General features: G+C 40.8%; 18 protein-coding genes. 6 read left to right on the forward strand and 12 right to left on the reverse strand.

The annotated features are described in order from the left end of the window. Positions 1-104 precede the first annotated feature (104 nt). Positions 105-1,802: a diguanylate cyclase gene (locus KAN5_RS01600; RefSeq protein ID WP_244390289.1), complete on the reverse strand. Its 1,698-nt coding sequence runs from the start codon at positions 1,800-1,802 to the stop codon at positions 105-107. Between the two features lie 242 nt (positions 1,803-2,044). Here KAN5_RS01600 and KAN5_RS01605 point away from each other — a divergent pair, with 242 nt between their 5' ends. Further along, positions 2,045-2,914, forward strand: coding sequence for a delta-class carbonic anhydrase (locus tag KAN5_RS01605; protein ID WP_016708762.1), 870 nt, complete (start codon positions 2,045-2,047; stop codon positions 2,912-2,914). 39 nt (positions 2,915-2,953) lie between these two features. Here KAN5_RS01605 and KAN5_RS01610 read toward each other — a convergent pair whose 3' ends face one another. The 3 genes from KAN5_RS01610 to KAN5_RS01620 form a co-directional block, all read right to left on the reverse strand. Beyond that, on the reverse strand, positions 2,954-3,631 hold the full coding sequence (locus KAN5_RS01610) for a response regulator transcription factor (protein ID WP_244390290.1): 678 nt from the start codon (positions 3,629-3,631) through the stop codon (positions 2,954-2,956). Then, a complete protein-coding gene (locus KAN5_RS01615; protein WP_244390291.1) occupies positions 3,631-5,187 on the reverse strand; it encodes a sensor histidine kinase in 1,557 nt (518 codons plus the stop codon). The genes KAN5_RS01610 and KAN5_RS01615 overlap by 1 nt, the downstream gene beginning before the upstream one ends. A 177-nt stretch (positions 5,188-5,364) precedes the next feature. Further along, positions 5,365-6,705, reverse strand: coding sequence for an MFS transporter (locus KAN5_RS01620; RefSeq protein ID WP_016708765.1), 1,341 nt, complete (start codon positions 6,703-6,705; stop codon positions 5,365-5,367). Positions 6,706-6,849: 144 nt separating this feature from the next. Here KAN5_RS01620 and KAN5_RS01625 point away from each other — a divergent pair, with 144 nt between their 5' ends. Beyond that, a complete protein-coding gene (locus tag KAN5_RS01625; RefSeq protein ID WP_016708766.1) occupies positions 6,850-7,185 on the forward strand; it encodes a zinc ribbon domain-containing protein YjdM in 336 nt (111 codons plus the stop codon). A gap of 196 nt (positions 7,186-7,381) precedes the next feature. Further along, on the forward strand, positions 7,382-8,059 hold the full coding sequence (locus tag KAN5_RS01630; RefSeq protein WP_244390292.1) for a glutathione S-transferase N-terminal domain-containing protein: 678 nt from the start codon (positions 7,382-7,384) through the stop codon (positions 8,057-8,059). A gap of 70 nt (positions 8,060-8,129) precedes the next feature. Here KAN5_RS01630 and KAN5_RS01635 read toward each other — a convergent pair whose 3' ends face one another. The 3 genes from KAN5_RS01635 to KAN5_RS01645 all read right to left on the reverse strand — a co-directional run bounded on the left by KAN5_RS01635 (position 8,130) and on the right by KAN5_RS01645 (position 11,469). Further along, complete coding sequence (locus KAN5_RS01635; RefSeq protein ID WP_244390293.1) at positions 8,130-9,857, reverse strand: SulP family inorganic anion transporter; 1,728 nt, start codon at positions 9,855-9,857, stop codon at positions 8,130-8,132. Between the two features lie 145 nt (positions 9,858-10,002). Further along, positions 10,003-10,659 (reverse strand): tellurite resistance TerB family protein, encoded by a 657-nt coding sequence (locus tag KAN5_RS01640; protein ID WP_016708769.1) that lies wholly within the window; start codon positions 10,657-10,659, stop codon positions 10,003-10,005. 87 nt (positions 10,660-10,746) lie between these two features. Next, positions 10,747-11,469 (reverse strand): DUF2470 domain-containing protein, encoded by a 723-nt coding sequence (locus KAN5_RS01645; RefSeq protein WP_244390294.1) that lies wholly within the window; start codon positions 11,467-11,469, stop codon positions 10,747-10,749. Between the two features lie 252 nt (positions 11,470-11,721). On the opposite strand from KAN5_RS01645, the gene KAN5_RS01650 reads away from it, so the two are divergent. Beyond that, positions 11,722-12,786 carry an efflux RND transporter periplasmic adaptor subunit gene (locus KAN5_RS01650; protein ID WP_244390295.1) on the forward strand — a complete coding sequence of 355 codons (1,065 nt, stop codon included), beginning with the start codon at positions 11,722-11,724 and terminating at the stop codon, positions 12,784-12,786. Beyond that, positions 12,786-15,878 (forward strand): efflux RND transporter permease subunit, encoded by a 3,093-nt coding sequence (locus KAN5_RS01655; protein ID WP_244390296.1) that lies wholly within the window; start codon positions 12,786-12,788, stop codon positions 15,876-15,878. The genes KAN5_RS01650 and KAN5_RS01655 overlap by 1 nt, the downstream gene beginning before the upstream one ends. 54 nt (positions 15,879-15,932) lie before the next feature. Here the strand turns inward: KAN5_RS01655 and dps are convergent, their stop codons facing one another. From dps to KAN5_RS01670, 3 genes are all read right to left on the reverse strand, one after another. Continuing rightward, entirely contained in the window at positions 15,933-16,445 is a 513-nt protein-coding gene (gene dps, locus KAN5_RS01660) for a DNA starvation/stationary phase protection protein Dps (protein ID WP_016708776.1), read from the reverse strand. Between the two features lie 215 nt (positions 16,446-16,660). Next, complete coding sequence (locus tag KAN5_RS01665; RefSeq protein WP_244390297.1) at positions 16,661-17,584, reverse strand: alpha/beta hydrolase; 924 nt, start codon at positions 17,582-17,584, stop codon at positions 16,661-16,663. 43 nt (positions 17,585-17,627) lie between these two features. Further along, a complete protein-coding gene (locus KAN5_RS01670; protein WP_244390298.1) occupies positions 17,628-18,788 on the reverse strand; it encodes a GGDEF domain-containing protein in 1,161 nt (386 codons plus the stop codon). 288 nt (positions 18,789-19,076) lie between these two features. Here KAN5_RS01670 and KAN5_RS01675 point away from each other — a divergent pair, with 288 nt between their 5' ends. Continuing rightward, positions 19,077-20,444: an alkaline phosphatase PhoX gene (locus KAN5_RS01675; RefSeq protein WP_244390299.1), complete on the forward strand. Its 1,368-nt coding sequence runs from the start codon at positions 19,077-19,079 to the stop codon at positions 20,442-20,444. A 43-nt stretch (positions 20,445-20,487) separates the two neighbouring features. On the opposite strand, the gene KAN5_RS01680 is transcribed toward KAN5_RS01675, so the two are convergent. Together KAN5_RS01680 and KAN5_RS01685 are read right to left on the reverse strand one after the other, a co-directional pair. Continuing rightward, positions 20,488-21,054 carry a PepSY-associated TM helix domain-containing protein gene (locus tag KAN5_RS01680; RefSeq protein WP_244390300.1) on the reverse strand — a complete coding sequence of 189 codons (567 nt, stop codon included), beginning with the start codon at positions 21,052-21,054 and terminating at the stop codon, positions 20,488-20,490. Then, positions 21,047-21,511 carry a DUF4920 domain-containing protein gene (locus KAN5_RS01685; protein ID WP_244390301.1) on the reverse strand — a complete coding sequence of 155 codons (465 nt, stop codon included), beginning with the start codon at positions 21,509-21,511 and terminating at the stop codon, positions 21,047-21,049. The genes KAN5_RS01680 and KAN5_RS01685 overlap by 8 nt, the downstream gene beginning before the upstream one ends. Positions 21,512-21,625 lie beyond the last annotated feature (114 nt).

Below are 21,625 nucleotides of genomic sequence, written 5' to 3' on the forward strand. Positions count from 1 at the left end.
TCTTGGCTTGAAGCTAGTTGTCATACCAATCGTGTTAAGTTACTAACCATTTAGCTCGCTAGAATGGTTAAATATTTAAGTCGATTGGTATCAGCTACCCGCTTTCAACTAGCTGCAACTACACAATTTCTACCTTGTTTTTTGGCCTTGTAAAGCGCTTGGTCGGCCATCGAAATGCTGTCCTTTATATTGTCTGTTGTATGTGAAACAGGCTGAAGTCCAATGCTGACTGTAAATCGAACCTCTAGGTTAGCTTCTGTTCTCACAATACACTTTTCAGCATCACTGCGGATGTGTTGCGCGATAGCGTGGGCTTTTTCGGCGTTACAGTTAAGTAATAATAGAAACTCTTCGCCGCCCATTCGACACGCAATATCATTGGCGGCTTGGTGTTTTATTAAAATATCTGCAAACGCTATGATGACTTGATCACCCACGTCGTGGCCATATGTGTCATTTATGTCTTTAAAATGATCGAGATCAGCAACAATGATCGATAATTCGGTACCTGCTGTTTGGCTTTGCGTCAGTAATTGTAAGCATGTTTTGTCAAAATAGCGTCGATTATAGAGTTTGGTGAGTGGATCGGTATCTGCGAGCCGTTTTAACTCTGTTTGTGCTGACTTTATTTTCTCTAATGTTCTGATCCTGTATGACAAAATAAATGCCATCATCAATCCTTCAAGTACGATCCCTATACCTACGCCATGGCTATTAATTTGATTTGATTCGGTGATACCTTTGTAATAAAGAACTGCCAGCATATTAAAAATAATAAACATCGAATGCCCCAAAAAAAAGTATTTCGCAAGTGGGTCACGTTTTCGCCAAAGCGAGATAGATACGCCGAGCGTCACTGTCATCATTAATGCAGCTAAGGTACTCGCTGGTTTTAATGCATTGACTAGATCAAATAAGCTATAAAAAAATTCAGCAACTAAAATAGTTAATATGATACATAGTGCAATATGCTCTTTCGGGTAACGGCTTTTGGTTTCAAATATAAGCATCATAAACAAAATTAAAAAACTGGGCATGCTATATAAAGTAGAATTGAACTGCAGAAGGTCAGCACTAAAGATACCAAAAAAGTTAGCGCCGAGACCATAAGATAGTGATACCCAAATGATGCCTGAAATTAAATAGAAGGCATACACGATATTTTCGATTTTTCTAGCTGATAAGTATAAGAAAAAATTATAAATCATTAATGCCAGCATCATCCCGACCAATAGAGAGATGTAATTACTGCTGCCAATTAAAGCCCGCTTTGAATGTTCTTCGTCGTATAATGATAGGGCGTACCACTGATGGGAAAACGTCACGCTTCGTACAAAAATTGTTTTACGTTCATCAGCTGCAAGGTCAAATGAGAATATGGCAGTTCCGCCATATATGTTGTTATGAGGGCCTACTTTATCAAGTTGAATATTAACTTGGTTTAACAAATCTCCATTTTTTGTTTCATAAAAATCAACATTTTGTAGGTGGTAGGCATCTTCATTATGTAAAAATAACGTTCGCTGCTGGGGGGATTCATTATGAATGACTATTTTAGACCAGGTTGTTTTGGCATTTGTGCCTAAGGTTATTTCACTTTTACTCTGGATAAAGGGTTGTTTTTGTATTTGTTTAAAGGGCATTTCTTCGCTGGTGTCGATAAAGTAACTCATTGGAAATTGAGTTAAATTCACTTCTGCGGTGTTGATACTAACGTTAGGTGATTGAGTATGATCAGTGTGTGCGCTTACACAGCAGGTGATAAAAATTAGCGAAATAAAGCATAAAAACCATTTAAACATACATAAAATCCTTCTTACGAAAGGCTTATTTTTAACTTTAAATGTTAGTTTGTCGAGTCTTAACGCTAAGCATAATTAAATATTTAAACTCAGTGGCTGGAGGTTATAAATTATTATATTTTTGCTAATAATTATGTAGCGGTTGAGCTGGCTTTTAATCTTATTTTAATGTTCCTGAAAAGTCTTTTTTAGATACTTTCAATAACATGGCCTTATTAATAAAATAAAAGGCATAAATAAAAGTGAAGCAGAAGAAAACAGCAGTATTTGCAAAATGTACATGGTTTATTAGTTTCTCTACATTGGCTGTAAGTGGCGTAGTCGCTGCTAATGGAATTAGTGATAGTGTGCTGACTGAACAGCGTAGAGCGCTTGAGAAAAATACTCAGGGTAAAGGATTTGGACCGCAATCCCCACGTGATATCGATCAATACTATGGCACCAACTTACGTCACTTTGCTGCGGCTCCCAATCGTAGTGATCTTAACTTATGTAATATTCACTTTCATAAAAATGCTGAACATAAAGGCGGTGAGTTTACCACTTATGCGGGCAACGGCGATGGTAAAGGTCATAATACAGGTTACGTATACGATGGCATATTGTCGGCGAGCCAATTAAAACCTATTGCAGGTAAGGTATGCGCTGCAAAAGGTGACTCGTTAAAAGTGGGTGATACTTTAGAAGTACACTTTGTGTATTCGTCAGCACAAGTGAGCCCAGGGCCGACTTTAGCCGCTTGTTTAGCGGATAGCACTATGAATCCTGCGTTTCGTGTTGAAGGTCAGGTTATTGTATTAGCTAATGATAAGCAGGCTGTTAACTTTGCTCAGCTCACTGAGATAGAGCAAGTAAATGGTTACTATCAAGCACCTAATATACCTACAAATATGGGGATCCCCGTTGAGTATTTAGGTTCAACAACTGGGCCTGCTTATAACGAAAAAGCGTCGCCGATACAGGTGAGTTGGAGCGTACGACCCCTTGTTGCTGTGGTTGATATAAACAGTGTTGGTAAGTGGTGCGATGACAATGTATTTAATGAAGACTATGCTCATGGTGTTCGTAATTTAGTACAAAACCCTAAGTTATTGTCACCTATTTCACACTGAGCAGATATAGTTGGGTGCGTGAGTACTTGTCGACTCGCGCTACTTTAAACTCATCCGATAGCCATTACCACGCAAGGTTTGAATAGTGAGATTGTGCTGTGTTTCGATTTTTTTCCTTAGTCGGCTAACATATACATCAATAATATTAGTATTGGGATCATTGTAAGTTTGCCATACCCGACTCAATATTCGTTCACGCGACAATACCTTGTCTTGGTTTTCAACAAAATACAGTAGTAACTCAAATTCAATTTTTGTTAGCGGTAATTCTTGATCGTTAAGTAAGGCAATACGTTGCTGGATATTCAGCGTCAATGAGCCAATATCGAGCGTTGTTTGACTTTGTTGGTGCCCAATTGTCATACGTCGCTTTAAGGCTAATACACGGGCTAATAGTTCATCAAAATCAAAGGGTTTACATAGGTAATCATCTGCCCCCATTTCCAGCCCTTTGACTCGTTCAGGCACTTCATCTAATGCTGTTAGCATAAGCACCATAGGTGGGCTGGGAAGAGTTTTAATAGCGTTAAGTATCGATATACTATCTTGGCAACCAAATAGCCTGTCTAGTATTAGTATGTGCGGGGTATTTTTTTTAATAAACGGCAGCACTTCGTGTAATTCATTGATGCTATTGCATTCATAGCCTTCACTGCGTAACCCGCGTGAAAGGAAGTTTAAGAGCGGCTGCTCGTCATCGGCGAGTAAGATATTCATTATGTATGCTCCAGAGGAAGCGAGATAGAAAAAACAGCGCCTTGGCCTTGTGTTGAAGTAACACCGATTGTGCCATCATGGGCCTCAGTAATGGCTTTGGCGATTGGTAGCCCAAGCCCTAAGCCTTCACTGTGCTTACTAAAGCGAACAAAGCGCTCAAAAATATTGTCAACTTCAGCTGCTGAGATCCCTTCACCATAATCCTTAATTGCAATAGTGAGCATTGAGCTTATTTTAGTTAGTGTAATTTCGATCGGTTGGGCTGATTTTGAGTACTTGATTGCGTTATCAAATAAAATAGCCAGCACTTGTTGGATCCGTTGTGTATCAATGGTTATAAACAGTTCTCTTAAACTAGCATCAGCATCGAAGGTAATTGTTCGGGTTAGATTGAGTTTCTGCCATTTGTTAACTTCTGATTCGACTAACCGCACAATCTGTGTAGGGGCAACTTCTAAATTTATTTGATTCATTTCTGCTCGTGTTAATAGTAATAAATCATCCACTAAGCGGCTTAAGCTGAGGGCTTGCCCGAGTATCGATTTTAGTGTTTGATTAAAATCATCAACCGACACTGACTGCATGCGCAGTGTTACTTGTGCTTCCCCGCGAATAATTGTTAATGGGGTGCGTAGTTCATGGGACACATCGGCAATAAATTGGCGGCGTCTTGAATCAATTTTAGTAAGCAATAGGTTGGCTTCTGTGAGCTCACTGGTGCGCTGTTGAACTTCAAGCTCTAATTGTTTTCTTGATTGTACTGCGTTTTTTTCATGTTCTTGTAGGCGTAGTGCCAGTTGGTTTATGGAGGTGGCGAGTTCTTCAAACTCATCATCCAAGGTGACTGAAATCGGTTTTTGGTAATGTCCTAATGCAATCGAGTTAGTTGCATTAGCGATTAGGATCAGAGGCTGATAGAGCTGATTAAATAACCAATAACAGCCATATAATATTAATGGAATAGAAAGCGCACCTAGGCCGATCGCAAACCATAATATTGTTGTGTTAAGCATTTCTATTTTGGCGTTGATTGCCGCAACAACTCGGGTTTGTCGTGCTACTGCTGAATTTATAGCTTCTCTGAACTGGTCATCAATAGTGACCTCAAGTAAGCGCTTTAATTGCGCTTGTTGATTCAAAGGGGCGGTATTACCGCTACTGACTACAGCTCTAAACTCAACGGTTATTTTATCAATGAGTCGTACCAGTTCATCAGTATCTTCAACGCTGCCTTTGGTAAAGGATAAGCCAAGTGCATTACGCTGCTCGATCTCTAGTTTTTTTATCTGACTGATTGACTGTTGGATCAGGTTTTGTTTTTGACGCACATAGGCTTGGTTAGCATTTTGGCCAAAGATAATTTCGTCGGTTAATTGTTTAAAAAGTCGGTAAGAGATGCTTGAGAGCTTTTCATGTTCGACCAATAATGACTGGGCAATATTGCTTTGTTGTAAGTTTTTGCGAGTTAAATGGGCGGAGATTGCGGTGCTCAGGAGCGCCAAAAATAAAATAAAAGCGGTGGTAAGACCAAAATAAAAAAGTTTGCGCTTATACATAATTGCTTACTAGTTTGAGATATCCATTAAGGGTACATTGAAGACTTCTAGGAAGCAATAAAACCGGTATGAGGAACGTGTTTCAACTGCTTTGTTAATGTTAGAAAAGCTATATCAGCTAAAGTGTTACCTGCTGATTATCGCTTTTTTAGGAGTCGTTACTTTTGGCTTTGCATACTAAGTATCACTTTGGCGATCCTTAAAAAGATCGCCCTGCAGGGGGTTTTGATTGGGCGTGTCGTTATTTTCTTCGTATTCATCATCCACCTCATCAACCACCAGCATTTGATCATGAGCGGTGGTCTCTTCAATTCGTGGGTCCATGGTCGCCGCTAGTGGAGAATTGGTAACGTCAGACGTACCGACCACGTAATCGCTCGGCTCAGGTTGTTCTACTTTTTGTTTTGAATTTATGAAGGTAAGTAATAAATACATCAATACTGTTAATGTTGCTAGTGATGCATATAACGCTTGATGGCCAAAATAACTCATGATCTGTGCATTAGCGGTTGAGCCAAGTGCAGCGCCTGCTCCAAAAGCAACCAGTAATGCTGAAGAGACGCCTACGCGCTCTTCGTCTTCCACTCGGGAGTTGGCTAAAGCCGATGACAATGGATATAACGTAAAAGCAAACAAGCCGAACATAAACGTCAGCACAAAGGCAAGCGTTTGTGAAATTGGCAGTATAAATAAAGCAAGGCTGACCAAGCAGATGGCGACAGCATTACTGCGCAGTAGTACACTGCGGCGAACTCTATCTGATAGCATGCCCATGGGCCATTGCGCTAATAAACCAGCTAAAATAGTGGCAGACATAAAAATGGCGATTTCAGATGAGCTAAAGCCCGACAATTTAGCAAAGGTTGGCGCAAGACCGTAAAAACTACCATTAATAATGCCAGCAAAATGCACTGCGGTCATAGACTGAGGTACTTTTTTAAAGTAATCAAACAAGCTTACTTGAATTGGCTTCAAGGGCTTTGGGTGAATTCTGCGGGTGATTGAAATTGGAATTATACCAATAGCCAGTGCCATGCAGACTAAAAACAGTGGTGCATAGCCTAACTCAGGAAATTCAGCCAAAGCGAACTGGCCTAAAATAGTGCCTAAATAGGAAGTGATCATATAAAAGGAGAACACCCGACCACGAGACTCAGGTGCTGCTTGTTCGTTAAGCCAGCTTTCTAGCACCATGTAATTACACATCATACCTAAACCCACGCAAAGCCTTAGGGCGAGCCAAATATAGATGTTATCGCTCACACCATGCGCCGCAACACACGCTATTACCGCGGCAGTACTAGCAGCAAAAGTACGTATATGGCCGACCGATTTGATAAGACGATAGCCAAGCTTAGCCCCTAATAATAAGCCGAGGTAGTAACATGAGGTCATCAAACCTATCCACAAGGTTGAGGTGCCATGCTGCCCTAAGTATAAAGCTAAATAGGTGGTAAGTAAGCTGGTGCCAATAATTAAGAAAAGGTTGGCAAAATATAACGAAAGAAATGATTTCATTTATATACAAATTATAAGCTTGGACAACTAGATACTAGAATAATCAAGGGGGTTTTCCAAGTGCTTTACTCTGAATGTCTACAAATAGACAAATAAACATTGAGCCATTACCATACAGGTAAATTTTAATACCTGAGTTAAATTATGTCGTTACCTGCATGCCCGAAGTGTCAATCTGAATATGTATACCAAGATCAAAGCTTACTAATTTGCCCTGAATGTGCTTATGAGTGGGATCCTGCCAGCGCCGCATTAGACGATGAAATTAATGTAAAAGACGCCAACGGCACGCTATTAGCTGAAGGTGATAAAGTCACTGTCGTTAAAGATTTAAAAATTAAAGGCAGTTCGCAAGTCATAAAAATCGGCACTAAAGCGGTGATCCGCTGGATCAAAGATACAAAAGATCACCAACTTGATTGCAAAGTGGATGGGGTAGGGGAAATGATGGTAACAGCCAAGTTTGTGAAAAAGGCCTGATCAACTAAATAGCGCTAGTTAATTCTGCGTGTAGGTTTGTATATCTCAATACAGTAGACGTACTAATTGTCACAATGACAATTCAGTAAGGCAGATTCTATGCCTAGCTTAAGCATCTCTGTATTTACCTTCAACTATAATTTGAACGATCGCTCAAGTTGTGCTTTAATCATTATTCAATTTTGAGGAGCCCAACATGATCAAATTTTATTTTCACCATACGCCTAACCCAATGAAAGTTGCACTTTTTCTTGAAGAAACAGGGTTACCATACGAACTTGTGCCAGTTGATACCTTAAAGGGTGAGCAGCATACGCCAGAATTTAAAGCAATTAATCCGAATGCCAAGGCGCCAGCCATAATGGACGGCCAAACTCGAGTATTCGATTCAAACGCTATTTTAATGTACCTATCTGAAAAGTACGGCAAACTGGCGGGTAAAGCAGAAGATCGCGCTGAAATGCTGTCGTGGTTAATGTTTATCGCGTCAGGTTTGGGTCCCTATTCAGGGCAATCAGTACACTTTAGACATGCGGCCCCTGAGAAACTCGATTACGCTATCAACCGTTATTTACGTGAGGCGCAACGTCATTATGAGGTATTAGACACACACCTTGCAGGGCGTGAGTTTATCGTCGGTGATGAGTTTACAGTTGCGGATGTATCTGCATGGGGCTGGATAGATAAAGCAACCGTTGTTTTAGGCGAAGAAGGGTTAGCGCCATATCCTAATTTACAACGCTGGTTCACACGTATTGATAGCCGCCCGGCAGTTGAACGTGCTCGTAAGGTGGGCACTGATATCAACTTTAAAAAAGAGTTTGATGAACAAGCGCGTCGTGCGTTTTTTCCTTCAAACTATCCAAAAGTTTAATTTTGCGATCAGAGCATATAAAAATCAGGCCAGCAGCGGCCTGATTTCGATATTAGATTTTTGCTAACTCCTACACTCCCTCATTATCAGCTGCTGCAAACTGACTTACTTCCTGTGAGGGCTGACTAACCCTGTTTTTTTGTAAAGCTACATATAGGTCTGAATGTACGTAGATACCTTCTTTACCAGATGTCATACCGGCAACGTCAAACCATGAAAGGAGCTGTCGTTTTCTACCGGCTATTTCTAATCGAATGTTACGCTTTTTAAATATCACGTCTAAATCGGCAAGCATCGCCATCACACTTAAATCTAAATGGGTAAAACAAGGCACAGCATCAATAATAACGCACTGAGTGTCGTCTTTTTGCCGTGCGTATTGCTCTAACAAGCGGCGTTTAAAGTAACCTGCATTAAAGTAAGTTAAGGGCGAATTGAAGCGATAAATAAATACACCTTGCACAGCTTTGGCTTTATCTGTGCTATCAAGGCTTCTTACTACCCCGTTGATATCAACACCTAATACAGTGTCGGTTGGTCGCATTACGGTACGAATGAACTGAAATAATCCCAATAGTACGGCCAGTGTGATGCCCGGTATAACGCCAATAAATAACACAGCAAGTAAAGTTGCCAGCGCAAGGTAAAAGGCGTGTTTATCTTTGCGTTTTAATTGCCATACTGCTTTTAAGTCTAATAAATGAATTGAAGCAATAATTAGTACTATGCCTAATGCGGCACTGGGTATGAACTCCAGCGGTGCGGTTAAAAAGAGTGCAATGATGGCAATAATAGCGGCTGCGATGATTGAAACCAGCTGTGTTTTTCCGCCGCTAGCATCGTTGACGGCAGTACGAGAGTCTGCACCGCTGACGGCAAAACCTTGTGATAATGCCGAGGCAAAGTTCGCAATACCTAAGGCTCTAAATTCTTTATCCGCATCGATATCATAACCATTTTTGGCGGCAAAACTACGGGCAGTCAGCATCATGCTAACAAAGCTCACGATCGCTAAGTTCAGCGCTGGCACTACAAGCTCACGAATAATACCAATATCATAAATGGGTGTATTAAATACTGGTAAACCACCAGTGACTGTGCCAATGGTATTGATTTCAAATTGTTTTAAATTAAAAAGCCAGACTAATATGGCAGCGAACGCGATGGCAAACATGGCAGCAGGCCAGGTTGGCTTTAGGCGCTTCATGGCAAAATAAGCAGCAAGAGTAAATACAGCCATTAACAGGGTGGGAATATGAGCTTGTGATAAATAAGTAGGTACTGCGGCTAAGCGTTCCAATAAATATTTTTCATCGAAGGTAAAGCCAATTACTTTTGAAAGTTGACTAACAATAATCGTGATTGCCACCCCGTTTAACAGACCCATTAGAATAGGTTTAGATAAAAAGTCAGCCAGTACACCTAATTTAAATTTGCTGGCAATTAAACACCAAAAGCCCGTCATAGCGGTCATAGTGACAACTAATTGCCAATGTTTGACCGTATCACCTGCGGCAAGTGGGGTGACTACTGCTGCAATAACTGCGCAGGTTGCGGCATCTGGCCCAACAATGAGCTGTTTTGAGCTACCAAACAGGGCGTATAAGATCATGGGTAAGATACATGAATACAGACCAACGGCGGCATTTACACCAGTAAGTTGTGCGTAGGCGATTGCAACGGGCAAAGCAACAGCAGCAACAGACAGTGCAGCTCTGAAATCATCAGTAAACCACTTTCGTTCATAATGAAATAAAGTGTTTAAACCCGGCATAAAATCATACAAACGCGACAGCACAACAGTTTCCTAGTTAATCGTAATTACACGTGGATAGTAAATTTAATATTAGTGTATGTATACTCAAATTCCTCCCAAGATGCTGAATTCATATCTTGGGGGAATTTGTTATTTTTTGAAACGCGCGGTAGAGAAGGACGAGTCGTTATTGAGCTGCTAATTGCAGGTGGATGCTGCTCACTAATTCGCTAGGTAAACACAGCTGATCAGCAAGTGCATCAAGATATTGTTGTGATATGGGCTGTTGTAAGTCAATTGCACTGGCACTTGCAGTGTATACTTCGATCCCCGTTTGTGCATTTGGCACAGCTTGCACAAGCTCCGAGAGTGTCATTGGCTTACGTAGTTCATCAAACAGCATGGCTTTTTCTTGCATTGAAAGTGTCATACTCTCTACTTGAGCAAATATTTTTTGTCGCTCTGTCTCGTCGATATGGCCATCAGCATAAGCGGCGGCGATCATGGCACGCATTAAGATTAATTGACCCGAACCGCTTTCATCTTCCACGACTTGCGAAAAACACTGCTCTGGCATGGTCGCAGGTGTAAAATCAAAACGGTTCGTGTGCTTTGGTGTTGGCTGTTGGGTTGCTTTATGTTGCTCTGAATATTGTTTATAGGCTTTCCAAGCAAGGCCTCCTACGGCAGCTAATGCACCGTATTTAATTGCTTTTTTACCGGTCTTCTTACTGCTTTTACCGCCCACTAGGCTTGTTAAGCCACCGCCAGCAACACCGCCTAAAAAGCCACTCAATGCACCTGATTTACTGAGGTTACCTACTAGTTTTTGTAAGTCTTTCATGGTCTTCTCCTAAATTAGTATCGATTTTAGGGTATATGCAATTTGCCTAATTTAACACCATTTAATTGTTACAAAGCAATACCGACTTTAGCTGGCTTCGCGCGCAGTCTTGGTTAATTGAACGAGCGCTTTGCGTACCGCCATTGGGCTGTCGCACGGCTCATCAAATGCAATGTAATAGTTACGGTTTAGGCTTTGTAGGTAAAAGCCTTGCGGTAATAAACCACTCATAACTGGTGATGCGTCATCAAGGTTACAGTGCTGTTTCAAAATCAGGCTCATGGCATCTTGGTGATCAGCATTCATGTGCTCAATCATGCTTTGCTCTTGTGACTCGTCCCATTGCTTACTTGGCTGTTGCCACTCGGTTTGTTCTAGCCAAAATATTTTGCCAAAACCACCAATGTAGCGCACCCGTATTGCATCTAATTGCCACAGATTAAAGTCATGAGCATTGCGATAACTTTGTGCTTCAGGAAATAAGGTGACGTACTTATTAATTAGGACCTCGGCGTGTGCTTGGCTTACTAAGCTGCCATCACCGACAATGGTTACTCGGCCATGTTCATTTTGATCGCCTCGTTCTGCAGCATCAAACACCGTTAGGCTCATACGTTTGTCATGCTGTAGGTTTTTAGTATGCTGCGCTATGTCACTAATAAAAAAGTAAATACGCCCTTGTTCATCACACATATAAGGGGTTACTGAGCCAAACGGGTAACCTCTTAAATTATGCGAGAGGGTAGACATAACACCACTACTTTTTTGAAACACTAACTTTTTGGCCTCATAAAGTGCTTGCTGTCTCATACGTACTCCAGTTGTTTAATTACTTTTTTATTGCCGCTATTTTGCGTTTAAAGTCACTGTTTTGCAAATGATTCTTGTTTACGTGGCGGGGTTTGCATTATAGTAGCCGTATCCTTATTAAATTGCTGGGTATGTTGTTACTCATAGGCTTTAATCTAAACTTTATCTAACAAAAGTAGCATGCCTTTAATAAGTCGTTTTTATTAAGTAGTTTGTATTGGATAGTTTTTCTTAGATAGTAAAGGAGTTATCTTGAAAATTTTTATGTGTTGTTGGTTTATTGGCTTAATGCTTTTTAACTCATTGGGCTTTGCGGCTGAAGCTGTGAATGTGGTAACACAGCAGGTTAAACAGCAGCAGTTGGTGCCAAAAATAACCCTTACGGGATCGTTAAAAGCACAGCGTCATGCTCAACTTTCAGTGCTTGCTGATGGAGTAATTACTGAAATATATGCAGAAGCAGGGCAATACCTAAAACAGGGTGAGCCTCTACTGGCGTTAGATTCCGCGTTAATAAAAGCGCAATTACAAGCCAATGATGCTGATGTCGCGCGTGCGCAAGTGGCCGTTGATGACGCCAAGCGGCGTTTTGCTGAGGCACAGTCACTATCTAAGCAAAAACTGTTTGCGCAAACTGAGTTGGCAGATAGGCAAGCCGCTGTTAAAGGCGCGCAAGCAAGTTTACTCGAAGCACAAGCAAATCAAACTTATCAACAACAGCTTTTAAAACGCCACCAATTGGTTGCCCCCTTTAATGGGATCGTGGCTAAACGTATGGTGGATTTAGGTGAGTGGGTTACCCGCGGGCAAAGTGCCTTTGAATTAGTCAGTAATGAATCGCTTTGGCTTGATCTATATATGCCACAAGAGCATTTCTCAGCGATAGATATTGAAACTGCCGTTGACGTATATTTAGCTTCACGTCCAGATCAGACGTTTAGTGCAAAAGTTATAGCGAAAGTGCCGGTCGTGAATACAACACACCGCAGCTTTTTACTGCGCTTAGCTATTACTAATTCAGCAGGCTTACAAGTTGGGTTGTCGGCAACAGCAGAAATCGCATTAAAACCTAGTGCTAAAGCGAGCGTAGTGATTGAGCGAGATGCGTTGTTACGTCACCCTGATGGCGGGTTTAGCGTTTTTACAGTATTTGAAGATGTTGCCACAAGGCAAAGTGTTAAAGTGGGCTCACGTATGAATGGCCACGTTGAGATAACACAAGGCTTGAATGCTGGTCAGTGGGTGGTTACGCAAGGTAATGAACTGCTCCAAGATGGTCAAGCGGTTAAATCAGTAACGCAAACGGGGGCTAAATAATGCTCCAAGGTGCGGTGAAAAACGCAACGCTGGTGGCTGTTGCAGTGCTTATTTCGTGTATTTTAGGGCTTGTAGCTGCGTTTAAAATTCCGGTGCAGATGATCCCTGATTTAGATGTACGCACAATAACAGTGGTAACGCAGTGGCCAGGTGCGACCCCACAAGATGTGGAAAAAGAAATCCTCATAGAGCAAGAGCGGTATTTACGCTCATTACCAAATTTAAAGCGGATGTCGAGTTATGCCAATACCGGTGAAGCTGAAGTAGAACTTGAATTTCCGTTTGGTGTTGATGTTAATGAAGCATTGATCAATGTAAGTAATGCATTAGCTCAAGTGCCTAACTATCCTGAGAATGTTGATCAACCTGTACTCTACAGTAGCTCGTTTTCATCGAACGCGTTTATGTTTTTCTCATTAAAGCCGCTAGCAGGGAATCCGCTGAATATTGATATCGATATGCTACGGGACTTTGCGCAAGACAATGTTCGCCCAGAAATGGAGCGTGTAGCAGGTGTATCGCAAGTTAATGTACGTGGCGGAGCGTTATATCAAATACAGATATTAATTGATCAGCAAAAGCTTGCCAGTAGAAACATTAGTTTAGTTGCCGTAAGAGATGCCATTCGCAGCCGAAACCAAGATGCATCAGCCGGTGACATTGACAGCGGCAAGCGCCGATACTTATTACGTATGGTAGGACGCTTTCAATCAGCGCAAGCGCTTGAAGAGTTAGTGATTGCACAAGATCAAGACCGTACAGTACGGCTCAAAGATGTAGCGAAAGTACAGTTAGATCACTATGAATTGCGCGATGTGTCATATAACGATGGCGAGCGAAATTTAATGCTGTCGGTGCGCCGCGAAAGTGGCTCAAACGTGATGGCCATTAAAGATGAAATGACTGCGGTGGTAGAGCGCATTAACCGTGATTTATTGGCACAAAATGGCCTGCAATTAACCTTGCTCAGTGATGATGTACGTTATGTAAAAGGGTCAGTTAAAAATGTTTGGACCAACTTAGGAATTGGTGCATTACTGGCAACTTTAGTGATGTTTTGGTTTTTGAAAAGCCCACGTTCGACTTTAATAGGTGTAATGGGCGTACCAATTTGTACTATTGCTGCATTTTTGGGGCTCTTATTATTTGACCGCACTATTAATGTTATTTCATTAGCTGGGGTAGCTTTTGCTATTGGTATGACAGTGGATAATACCATTGTAGTCCTTGAGAATATTGAACAAGCTAAGCAACGTGGACTGTCAAAGCTCGACGCTGCAATTGCAGGGGTGCAAGAAGTATGGCCTGCTGTATTAGCGTCAACGATGACAACCGTGTTGGTGTTTGCGCCTATTTTGTTTATTGTGCAAGAAGCGGGGCAACTGTACTCTGATGTTGCTATTGCAATTTCAGGGGCAATTATCGCCTCTATGTTAGTGGCTTTGTTAGTGGTGCCGGCCGCATCAGCGCGATTTGCGTGTACTACAAAAGCGGATACCGCTATGACCTCTACGATGCGGTTACCACGGTTTATTCCATCCTTCTTAGCCTCAAAAATGCAGCGGATTATATGCGTTGTTGTGGCTGTGATAGGCTTGGTAGGTGGTGCTTGGTTATTTATGCCAGAAGCTGAATACTTGCCTGAAGGGGAAGAGCCGAAGGCATTTTCAATGATGATTGCCCCACCAGGCTATAACTTGAGCCACATGCAAAAAATTGGCGATGAATTACTAACTTACTTTAATCAGCATTTAAATGCGCCGAGTGCTGACTTTGAGCAAGGTAATACTGAATTACCTTCGTTGAAATATTATTCATTATCGGTTGGTGTTGGCAATATTTGGTTTTTAAGTGAACCTAATAATCCTGAACATATTGATGCGATGATGGCGGCAATCACCGCCAAATTTAAAAGTTATCCCGGCATGCGGGCGTTTTCATCGCGAGGCTCAATTATTTCAAGCAATGATGGCGGCACGCGTGCAGTTGCCTTAGATATTAGCGGCACCGAACAAGTGGATTTATACCGCGCTGCCGATGCCGTTTACCGACTGGCCAGTGAGGTGTTTGATAATCCACAAGTGGATTCAGAGCCTTCTTCATTAACTCTCGATCAGCCTTTAATTGAAATTCAGCCACGCTGGCAGCGCCTTGCTGAGGTGGGCATGACCGCTGATGAGCTAGGTTATACCGTTGCGGCGTTAAGTGATGGCGCTTATGTGGATGAGCTTATTTTAGATGATGATAAGGTCGACGTGTTTATATTTTCTGAAGCGGGTAATAACCAAAGTCTAGAGGGGCTTGAGCAAGCACCGGTAGTAACCTCGCAGGGGTTACTGCCGTTAAATGCGCTGGCTAACCTAAACGAAAAGGCCGACAGTGACAGTTTACGCCGAGTTGATGGTCGTCGTACTGTAACCGTTTATATTATTCCGCCGCGTGATGTGGCACTTGAGCGTGCGCAGCAACTAGTGCGTGAGCAGCTATTGCCGCAGCTTCAGCAACAAGGTGACTTGCTCCCAGGAGTGAACATCAGTATTGGCGGTGCGGCAGATCAATTAGAAAAAACACGCGATGCCCTCAGTGGTAATTTTATTGTCGCTCTAGCGTTATGTTACTTATTGTTAGTCGCTATTTTTAAACATTGGGGCCAGCCATTATTTATTATGGCAACCGTGCCATTAGGAATGGCTGGTGGATTATTAGGGCTTAATCTAATCAATGGATTTGGCGCTGTATTTGGTGGCTTCCATCAACCGTTTGACATGATCACTATGCTTGGCTTTTTGATCTTATTAGGCACTGTGGTTAATAACCCAATTCTGATTGTTGATCAAAGTCGTCGTAATTTAGCGGCAGGTATTGAGGCTTACCCGGCGGTTATTAGCGCACTTGAAACGCGTTTAAAACCCATTGTTATGTCAACCATGACAACCTTGTGCGGTTTAGCACCCTTAGTATTTATTCCTGGTGAAGGTTCTGAGTTGTATCGTGGGGTGGGGATTATCGTGCTGTGTGGTATTGCCGTATCTACAGTCGTGAGCTTAACTGTGCTGCCAGCGATGTTATTAATGGTGTATAAAAAACAGTAGCAAAATAAACCTAGCTCGGACTGACCGAGCTAGGTTCGTTATTAACTTTTATAATTAGCTTTGTAATTCACCGGTTGATGATTCAATGTGAGCACGCACAAACCACTGGAATTGCTCAAGCTCAGCAAGTTGCGCGATGATCATATCTTCTGACACAGGATCAAGCTCAGATAGTTTCTCAAGGGCCTTACGGTGGTCGCCATTTACTCCGTTGTATACTTTATCAAGAGCAACAAGGTGATCCTTCACTAATCCTTTACCAATTGAGTAATCTTCCCAAGAGCGGCGATCAACAATTGATTTAGGTGTCCCTACTGGCACGCCACCTAATGTGGCAATACGTTCTGCGATAGTATCTGTCATCTCTTGAACAGCAGCTACTTGCGGGTCGAGCATTTCGTGTACACCAATAAAGTTAGGACCCACTACATTCCAGTGAATGTGTTTTAAGGTAAGCTGCAAATCAATTAATGCAACCATACGGTTGTCGAGTTGTGCAATTGCTTGCTCTGCAGCTTCACTATTCATCCCAGGGGCGGTAAATTCAGCGACTTTACTATTACTCATAATTCCTCCTAAATTAAAAACTAAGCGCTTAGCTTTAGTAAATTCTAAGCGGGCATACTTTAAACGAAGCAATGGTTATGCCTAATTGACAATTTCTTTAAGTGTTTGTTATTTTGGGTTTATTTATTTGAAATTGTGTTTTTAAGGTCGGACTTGTTGATTTGGTTTATGAAAAATCTGCACAACTATGTAAATTGTGCAGGTTGATAATATGGTTACTGCAAGTCAGTTAAAAAGCGAACAATCTTCTTGATGGCTTGCTTACCTTCATAAGTGTGCATACTAATAATTTGAAAGTTATGAAATAAATGAGCTGCTTTATCTACTGTCACGGACACTTTGTGATCATCAAGGAAACTTACAAACATATCAATTTGTTGTGCCATTATTTCGCATCCTGCGTATTGAATAAAAATGGGAGGCAATGGATGTTGTATAATATTTTGAATTTGTTTGGTAAGTTCAATTTGTTTGGGCTTTGGATAATATGCATCTAGCCACGCTTTTAAGTTATGGTGAGTTAAACAATCATAAGCTTCATTGTCTTGTATCAACGGAGTTTGATTACTTGGGTCAACCCAAGGCGACAATAAAGTGAAGCTAAGGATGCGTTGTTGCTCGGGAGTAGTCAGCTGTTGGTAGGTTGCAAGTAGTAAAGCAGCGCCTGCTGAGTCACCTATAAAATGAAACTGGCATTGCGGATAAAGTGCAAACAAACCTTTAGTCATAGCGACACAATCATGATGAGCTTTTGGGTAAACATGTTCAGGGGCTAAACTATAATCTAATAATGCTGTTGGTATACTACAATATTGAGTTAATTCGTTGCTAAACCTATTGTAAAAATGCCCACCATTTAATATAAAACCACCACCATGAAAGTAAATAATCATCCGGTTAGGTCGCTCTTTATTAGGTGGCTTAATTAATTTTACAATATGACCGGCTACATTTATTTGTATTACTGGCTCTAAGCTTTTTTTCATAAATAGATGACTAAAGAAAAGTTCCTGCTCTCGTAGCCAATTGATTGGTTTTTTTTCAGCCATCGTGGTTATTAGTTTGGCTGCACGAAATGTGATCTCTATGTACCAACTTCTGTGCGCAAACGTATAGGGCTTTTTTAAAATGACAAACACAAACTTGCCACAGAAATAAACAAAATCAACTAGTTTCACTGGATTATTCAGCTATACAAAGTTGATTTCTGCCATTTTCTTTTGCGTGGTATAACACCTTGTCGGCCCTCGCAATGACTTCTCGTGCGGTTTCGTTTGGCTGCAAAAAGGCTAAACCAAAACTGGCCGTAATGGGGTAGTTTATTTCGTCAATATTTAAAATGTCGTCGTTTAATTGCTTGATAAGGTCATTAATTTTGCTTTTTGCTTGTGCCTGAGTACAGTCGAGCAAAATTATTACAAACTCTTCACCGCCAAAACGGTACACTGCATCGGTAGGACGAATAGACTCTGCGATAAATTGTGAAAACTTTACCAATACTATGTCGCCAACATCATGACCATAAGTATCATTCACTCGCTTAAAGTAATCGATATCGGAAACTACGACAGCCACTTGTTTAAGATTACTTTGTGAGCGGGCAGCACTTTTTTGGTAGCTTTCAAAGCGGTCATCAAATGATCGCCTATTTGGAATATTGGTGAGGGAATCACTAAAAGCATAGGATTTCATTTTTTCTGCAATTTCTCTTAATTGAATTTTTTTTAAATAAAGGTTTCGTCTTAATTTATGTTCTTGATTTGAAATGACTATCCCAACAAGATTAGCTGCGGTATAGGCAACGATCACCATTCCTGTGGTATGAGAGTCGATTATTTTTACATTCAAAATAATTGTTGAGCCGACGAAGGCGTAGCATATACCGATAACGCACGAGACTTTAAATGAAAACAAGGTTGAAAAATAAATTACAATTAAAATGGTCACATCGAAAAATAAATGAAGAACATAATAGTCTTTATAGATCAAAACCATTAATTGCAAATTAACTAAAAAAATAACAACAAAGGTAAAGAGTAATACTTGAAATTGTTTGACAGATTTAAATAGGGGCACTAGAAACGTTGCAACTAGGCTAAACATCAATAAGCCAACTCGCCAAGTAAGTGCTGGTTGTGGCCAATATTCAGGTTTAATTATGAGTTCGTCTGATAGTAAAATTAACGCCAAAACAACAGCAATCACAATAGTTAGAAATTGTGATATTTTTTTGTCTTGTGGCAGCTTTCTGATTAGATAAGCTTGCTCGAGTTGAGGCGACTTAAACTCACAGCGCCATCGTGAAATTTCTTGTGGGTTTAGATCATCAACATCAGTATTCATAATAAATTCTTAGTTAATTGATTGTTTTAAAAGCTTAATTTTTAGTATAGTACAGCTATTCTAATGGCGTTAAATAATTTGTAGTTAAAAATTAAATTAGCCTCCTGTACTTTGTGATGACGAAATGGCTAAAAAACTTACGAGTGCTTTAAAATAGAGAGCTTAATTACGCGACTGAATATGACATTTCTGTGAAGATGCTTTGTACCGGCAGTCTTGTAAGAGATATTGCTTTATGATGTTTGCTATTGAATTTTGTCAGTTATTTTTCATTTTATGGAGTACATCATGGTTTCTCGTCGGCAGTTTTTATTTAGTGCGGGAACGCTTGCGTTTGTAGGACTCTCTCGCAGTGCATTTGGTAAAGTGCCAGTCACAGACTTAGGCAGTGATCTTGCTGCTTATGGACCTTTAATTGCAGATAGTAACAAACTTTTAGATTTACCTGCAGGCTTTAGTTATAAAGTGATTTCTCAGCTCGGTGAGAAAATGGTTGACGGTCAATTTGTGCCTGATAAAGCCGATGGCATGGGGTGCTTTGAGCTTGATGATGACAGGGTTGCCTTGGTTCGAAATCATGAACTAAAACCCACTGATTTAGCTAAAGCAGATGCTGGCGCGCAAACGCATAAAACACCGCAGGCTTATGATACTAATAAACAAGGTGTCGCTTTGCCAGGCGGCACCAGCCATATTATTTATAACCTTAAAACAGGTCAAAAAGAGCAAGAGTACTTATCTCTCATTGGTACTATCCGTAACTGCTCTGGCGGTATAACGCCGTGGGGAACTTGGCTTACCTGCGAAGAAACTACGTTAACTAAAGCCGATGGTTTTGCTCAAGATCACGGTTATATTTTTGAAGTTCCTGCAAATGCTAAAGGCTTAGTGGATCCTGAGCCGTTAAAAGCGATGGGGCGCTTTAACCATGAAGCTGCCGCAATCGACCCGAAAACAGGTATTGTTTACCTTACTGAAGACAAAGGCGACAGCTTATTTTATCGCTTCATTCCAAATGAGTACGGAAAATTACACAAAGGCGGCAGGTTGCAAGCTATGGTTATTAAAACCACACCACAATTTGATACCCGAAATTGGGCTGGTGCTAATATGGCATTGCATCAAAATATGGATGTTGAGTGGATTGATTTAGATAACCCCGAAAGTCCAAAAGATGACTTACGCTTACGTGGCTATGCCAATGGCGCTGCATTATTTGCCCGCGGCGAGGGCATTCATTGGGGCAATAATGAACTGTATTTTTGTTGTACCAATGGCGGTAAAAAGCAACTTGGCCAAGTTATGAAGTATGTACCATCGCAGTTTGAAGGCACGAGTCAAGAGCAAGCCGCTCCAGGGCAAATTCAACTTTTTGTTGAAAGCACAGATGGTTCGCTTTATAACTTTGGTGATAACCTAACCGTTGCACCAAACGGGCATTTAATTGTTTGTGAAGATCAATACACTGATGTGGTTGATAACCATTTACGTGGTGTAACACCCAAAGGTGAAGTGTATAACTTTGCGAAGTTACAAGCGCAAACTGAATTAGCGGGAGCATGTTTTTCACCGGATGGTAAAACCCTGTTTGTAAATGTATTTACACCAACGAAAACCTTGGCCATCACAGGTCCATGGGATAGTTTTAAGGGTTAATAGTAAGATAAAGTGAAGATACTTATCTTCACTTTATCGCAGCTCATAGAAATATATATACTGCAGGTAGGGCAATACCGCTGATCACCCAGAGTGATTTCATCCCCCAAGGGCTGTGTTTGCCTTTAATCATAAACAAGCCACTTAAAGCCAAAAAAATCAGTAAAGCCGCAAAGGCATCGGAAAATATAATCCAAGATGCTTTCGTCTCGTTCAGATGCAAGCGGTTAAATGCTTGAAACATATGACGAGGGGTTATTTTCTCATATATTATTTGCTGATCTTTTAGATTTAATAACAGGTTGTTGCCATTTTTAAAAAATACTTTAAATTGCGTCGGCGATGCCCAGTAAGAGGCTTTCACTTTTTCATCAATCTGACTTGTTACAAGTAACTGACTTATTAGCTTTTCATCATTATCAAGTGACCAGTTTTGGGTGGATATAGGTGCTATAGCTTGCTCGACACGGTAATTAGGATTCCAGTCATCTTTGTGATTAACCGCTATGCCTGATACAGCAAAAATGATCACTAAACCAATGCAAAAATAACCGATATCACGATGTAAACTCCGGTTTAATTTGTACCAATTTATTTTTCTTTTATTCAAGAATCTCTACACCTGTAGGTACAAGTTGATAAATTGCCATAGGCTCTGTCACCGTGTTTTCGTCAAATTCGTTTCCTGCTTGCTGCGCTCTGTGCGCTAGTAAGGCTTTGGTGCGGTCTAAGTTTAGTTGGATTTTATTTAGCTTTCCGGTTGCAATTGCTTTACTTCCTTTTGCTGTCATAGGAAATACCATATCACCGTCATTAACCTTAATTTGCAGGTTTTCAAAACGCTTATCAGAGGCAATCGTCATCCAGCAGCCACGTTTAGCGCATACACCAACAACGGTACCTTCAATAGTAATTGGTTGATCTAAATAGTTATCTGGTGCGGCCATTATAGTCGAAATTTTTAACCGATTAGTATTATCGACAGGTTTACCAAATTGTTCGGCTGCAGCTGAAGATAGTCCAATAGTTGCAATCATCAGAATTAATATTTTGCAAAAATTCATCATAGTTCCTTTTGTATTTAGAGAAAATTAGCCAAGTTAATTATAAGATTCGGATAAATAATCCACTTTTTTATATAACCATAAGTAATTAGTTATTGCAATTTTAGAGTTTGGACC

This window comes from Pseudoalteromonas sp. KAN5, assembly GCF_022846535.1.
GTDB classification, from domain to species: Bacteria; Pseudomonadota; Gammaproteobacteria; order Enterobacterales; family Alteromonadaceae; genus Pseudoalteromonas; species Pseudoalteromonas haloplanktis.